Below are 4,772 nucleotides of genomic sequence, written 5' to 3'. Positions count from 1 at the left end.
GGGGAAAAATTTCTTCCCGCATCACGCACACGCATCACGGCCCTATTCCTCATACTCCCCCACCACCTTCAACTCTTCGAGCGACTCCTCGCCGTGCGGCGAGTCCTCCATGTAGTCCGTAAGGTCGCAGCCGGCGTAGTGTTCGAAGTGCATGCCTTCGAGGAAGAGGGGGCTCTCGGTTACGTCGTAGACCTTCCCCTTGTAGGCGAAGTAGATGGGTTTTCCCGGCTCGCCGCCGTCGAACTCCTTCAACTCGTCTTCGGTAAATTTTTTCATATAGCACCCATTATTCAGCTAATATAAAACGGTACCGGCATAAAAGTCAACACGAACACAGCGAGCGTTACGGCGCTTATGCGCCGCCTCTTACCGTCGAGCGGGACCCCCTCGTCAGTCACCGGCGGGTGGCCGGTGCCGATGACCATAACGAGCAGCGCCCATACGAACCAGCCCTGCCAGGCAAAGACACTCAGGGCCACCAGGCACGCGACCGTTACGAACGATACGGTCGCGGCGTGCCTCTCGCCTATAACCGCGTAAACGATATGGCCTCCGTCGAGCTGGCCCACGGGGAAGAGGTTCATGGCCGTAATGAAGAGCCCTATCCAGCCCGCGAACGCCACAGAATGGAGGAAGACGTCGTGCCCCTCGGGCACCGGCCCTATGGCGAGCTCCGAGAGGAGGGCAAACATAATCGAGGAACCGAGGTTCATGGCCTCGCCCGGCGGCGGCGACGGCGCGACCTCCGAGAGCCCGAGCCCCACCACTACGACGACGACCGCCACCACGAAGCCCGCAAGCGGCCCGGCCGCGCCTATATCGACCAGCGCGCTCCTGGTGGTTATGGGCGAGCGCATCTTTATCACCGCCCCGAAGGTGCCTATCATGAACGGCACGGGCGGGGCGGGTATGAAGTACGGGAGCGTGGCGTCAACCCCATGAAGCCTCGATGCGGCGTAGTGGCCGAACTCGTGGGTGCCGAGGATTAGAAGCAGGGAGAAGGAGAAGGGGATGCCCTTCACGAGCCCTAACGGCTCTACGAGCGGGTTCACCCCCTCGTAGAGCGCCCCGGCCGTTACGGTGGTAAGGACCGTAAGGGCGAAGAGCACGAGGTGGAGGGTAAGTTTCGGGCCTTCGGCCCTCCTGCCCTCCCCGGCCCCCCCGACATCCTCGTCCATGGTTAAAACCCTCTTCCTCTTGGTAGCGTAAAGTATCGTGTGTAAATAAGCTTTCTTCCTTCATACCCGGTGCCACTAACGGCCGTTCAGAAAGTGAAGCACCATGATTTAGAAACTATCGTCCGCGATACATGCTGCTAACGGTACAGAAGGCCGCATACACATTAACCGTGCGGCAGCACCATCATGGTGCCTCTCGAAATTTTTGATTTCCGGCGCGTTACCGCGTATAATGGTACATTATCACATTACAAAAGGTTTTTCCCGAGAGAGAGGGGTTATGACAAAAGCTGTCGCACTACTTTCAGGCGGGCTGGACTCAACGCTTGCCGTAAAGCTCATGATCGAGCAGGGCATAGAGGTACACGCCCTTAACTTCACCTCGGCGTTCTGCACCTGCGACGCCGGCAGCAAGCACAAGGGGGAGCTCGGCGTGGGCTGCAAGACCGCCGCGCGCCGGGTCGCCGAGGAGTTCGGCGTGCCTATAAAGGTGCTGGTCAAGGGGCTCGACTACATAGACGTGGTCAGGAACCCGAAGTACGGCTACGGCAAGGGCATAAACCCGTGCGTGGACTGCCGCATATACATGTTCACGCTGGCCAAAAAATACATGGAGGAGATAGGGGCCTCCTTCGTCATAACCGGCGAGGTCCTGGGCCAGAGGCCGATGAGCCAGAGAAGGGACTGCTTCGGCTCCATAGAGAAGGACAGCGGGCTCGAAGGGCTGATACTCAGGCCTCTCTCGGCAAAGCACCTCGACCCGACCATACCGGAGAAGACCGGGCTCGTGGACAGGGAAAAGCTCCTCTCCGTTACCGGAAGGAGCAGGAAGCCGCAGATGGAGCTCGCCGAGAATCTCGACGTGGGCGACTACCCGTGTCCGTCGGGGGGGTGCCTCCTTACCGACAAGATATTCTCTAAGAAGGTGCGCGACCTCCTCGACCACAATAAGGATGTAAACATAAAGGACCTCCACACGCTCAAGAGCGGCAGGCACTTCCGCTACGAGGGGGCCAAGATAGTGGTGGGGCGGAACGACGCCGACAACACGAAGATAAAGGCGCTCGCCCAGCCCGGCGACACGTTCATGGAACCCGTGGACTTCCCCGGCCCGGTGGCGCTCGTCTCGGGCGAGAGCCCCAACGGCATACGGGCGTTCGCGGGCAGGCTGATCTTGAGGTACGCCAACAAGTCGGAGGGGCGGGGCACCATAAGGGCCGTAACCGACGGCAACGAGACAGAGTTCGAGGTTTCCGAGCCCGTCGACGATAAGACCATAGAGGAGTTCAGGGTGTGCTGAACGAGGTGGTTGAAAGGACGGAAGAAGCCGCCCCCGCCAAGGCCGCGCACGAAAAGCTCGAACGGCTAAAGGCGACCCTCACTGAGATGGACTCCGTACTCGTTGCCTTCTCCGGAGGGGTTGACTCGACCTTCCTCTTGCGGGTCGCGATAGATACCCTCGGCGATAGGGCCGCCGCTCTTACCGCCGCCTCCCCCACCTATCCGGAGCACGAACAGGCCGAGGCCGTAAGGCTCGCCCGGGAGTTCGGCGTACGTCACCTCGTGGTGGAGTCGAACGAGCTCCTCATCCCGAACTTTGCCGACAACGACGAGAACAGGTGCTACTACTGCAAGAGCGAGCTCTTCGAGATATGCGGTAAAAAGGCCGGGGAGCTCGGGCTCGAGCACGTGGCCGACGGCACTAACGCCGACGACCGGGGGGACTACCGGCCTGGCAGGACCGCGGCCTCGGAACTCGGCGTAAGGAGTCCGCTCGACGAGGCGGAGCTCACAAAGGACGAGATACGGCTCCTGAGCAGAGAGATGGAACTACCCACCTGGGAGAAACCTCAGCTCGCCTGCCTCTCCTCGCGCTTCCCCTACGGCACGCGCATAACCGAAGAGAGGCTTGAAAAAGTAAAAGAGTGCGAAGGGTTCCTGCGCGAGCTCGGCTTCAGGCAGTTCCGCGTCCGCTACCACGACGACACGGCGCGGGTGGAGGTGGGGCCGCCGGAGATTGAAAGGTTCCTGAAGGAAGACGTCCGGCTCTCCGTTGCCCGGCGCTTTAAAGAGGCGGGCTTTACCTACGTCACCCTCGACCTCGAGGGCTACAGGACCGGGAGCATGAACGAGCCGCTCCGGTTAGAGGGCAAGGGGCCACGGGGCGGGAAGAGTTGAACCGAAGGGAGAGGCTGTCTGCGCATGGATAACACGAAAAGCTCTCCCCCTGACGCCACCCACCCCAACCGACGCCTGTCTCCTACCGGTCCTTCTTCCCGCTTTCCTCCCTGGCCTCCTCTAACCAGTCGCTGTAGTGGTGGCTCTTGAGGGCCTTGAAGAAGGGACCGTCCGTATTGAGCATCTCGTAGACCACGGTCGGCTCCCTGGCCTCGAACCCCTTGAAAACTACGTCGCCTATCCTGGCGAACGCCTCTATGAACTCCACCCCCCCCTTGACCTCCAGGCCGAACCAGAACTCCAGCGCCTCCCTCGGGAAGTAGAACGTCTTCTGCAGGTAAGGGTCGAGCTCCTTGGAGCTTACGACTCTCTTGAAAAAGAACTTCGTGTCCTTTGTCTCTTTTATGTACGCCTGTAGGGCCTCGCTGCTGAGGGCCTGCCCCCTGTTGTATATGTCCCTCGCCGAGTCGAAGAGCTTGAGCGAACTAATCGGCTCTCCGGAGGCAAGTCTCTTCAGGTCCTTGAAGTACTGGTTGGCCACGAGCTGCGCCATGTTCTTCAGGTCGACCCCCTTGGTCCTTGCCATGAGCATACCCAGGGCATGGTCGAGCTCAGGGGGCATGCGGATGCTGTAGACCCTCTTTATGTACACTTCAAAGGGATAGGTCAGGTCCGCCTTGCCCTTTTGCAGCCTCTCTTTTTCCATGAGCACTTCGAGCTTGGCCATAACCATCGAGTTCCTGCTCGTGCCGCGCGCCGCCTCGTTTATCTTCTCGCCTATCGCCACCTTTACCGGCCCGCAGAAGTCCTCGTGCCCGGGTATGTGCATGGTCTCCGCCTTGTTGCCGTAGGAGACGAAGACCCCGGCCTCCATCTCCCTGCTGATGGCCTCCTCGACTTCATTCCTGTAGCCGTTGTCGAGCCTCTGTTCCGCTTCCTTAAAGAGAGCGAGCTTCGCCTTCGCGCCCTTTGCGCCGGCCTTGACCTCTTTCTCCACCTCGGCCTTCTTCTTTTTGAAGTCGTCCTTTTTCTTCACGAAACTCTTATGTATGTCCTCAAGGAGCGCCTCTCCCTTCGTGGGTGGGAGCCTCTTCTGGAGCTGTTCACGGTAGTCCTTGATTATCTTCTGTATGTCGCGGGCGAGGTTGACCAGGTTGGTCGCGCTGCCGGAGAATATGGCGGCGTCCCCGGGAAGGCTGTTGAGCCTTATACCGCTGTCGTCCTTGAGAAGCCCCGCGCCGGCACCGAGGCGGCTCGCCGCGTCGAGGATGGGCTTGTAGAAATGCTCCTTCATGAACTCCGCCATGGCCAGCTCCTTTACCGTAAGGGTCTTCCGGGTAAAGTCCTTCATGTCCACGAAGAGGTAGCCTTCCTCCTCTTTCATAAGGGCGGTGAGCGTCGGTCTGTCGTCCAGGG

The 4,772-nt window shown here is 60.1% G+C and carries 5 protein-coding genes; 2 read left to right on the top strand and 3 right to left on the bottom strand.

Features of this window, described 5'->3' with window-relative positions; genetic code table 11:
- Window positions 1-42: 42 nt before the first annotated feature.
- Both V3W31_10275 and V3W31_10270 read right to left on the bottom strand, forming a co-directional pair.
- Window positions 43-276: a cytochrome b5 domain-containing protein gene (locus V3W31_10275; GenBank protein MEE9615315.1), complete on the bottom strand. Its 234-nt coding sequence runs from the start codon at window positions 274-276 to the stop codon at window positions 43-45.
- A gap of 14 nt (window positions 277-290) precedes the next feature.
- Window positions 291-1,178, bottom strand: coding sequence for a site-2 protease family protein (locus V3W31_10270; protein MEE9615314.1), 888 nt, complete (start codon window positions 1,176-1,178; stop codon window positions 291-293).
- A 280-nt stretch (window positions 1,179-1,458) separates the two neighbouring features.
- Between V3W31_10270 and V3W31_10265 the strand changes: the two genes are divergently transcribed.
- Together V3W31_10265 and larE are read left to right on the top strand one after the other, a co-directional pair.
- Window positions 1,459-2,478 (top strand): 7-cyano-7-deazaguanine synthase, encoded by a 1,020-nt coding sequence (locus V3W31_10265; protein ID MEE9615313.1) that lies wholly within the window; start codon window positions 1,459-1,461, stop codon window positions 2,476-2,478.
- A complete protein-coding gene (gene larE, locus V3W31_10260; protein ID MEE9615312.1) occupies window positions 2,472-3,356 on the top strand; it encodes an ATP-dependent sacrificial sulfur transferase LarE in 885 nt (294 codons plus the stop codon). The genes V3W31_10265 and larE overlap by 7 nt, the downstream gene beginning before the upstream one ends.
- Before the next feature lie 82 nt (window positions 3,357-3,438).
- Here the strand turns inward: larE and V3W31_10255 are convergent.
- On the bottom strand, window positions 3,439-4,772 hold a 1,334-nt coding region (locus tag V3W31_10255), incomplete at its 5' end, for a hypothetical protein (protein MEE9615311.1).

The organism is Thermodesulfobacteriota bacterium (assembly GCA_036482575.1).
GTDB lineage: Bacteria > Desulfobacterota > GWC2-55-46 > GWC2-55-46 > JAUVFY01 > JAZGJJ01.
The sequence above is the reverse complement of the archived record's forward strand: the minus strand, read 5'-3'. Positions and strand labels throughout refer to the sequence as shown.

Excerpts from the sequence above, each read along its gene's own strand:
- V3W31_10265 (MEE9615313.1), top strand. The coding sequence starts at position 1,459 with ATGACAAAAGCTGTCGCACTACTTTCAGGCGGGCTGGACTCAACGCTT.
- V3W31_10270 (MEE9615314.1), bottom strand. The coding sequence starts at position 1,178 with ATGGACGAGGATGTCGGGGGGGCCGGGGAGGGCAGGAGGGCCGAAGGC.
- V3W31_10275 (MEE9615315.1), bottom strand. The coding sequence starts at position 276 with ATGAAAAAATTTACCGAAGACGAGTTGAAGGAGTTCGACGGCGGCGAG.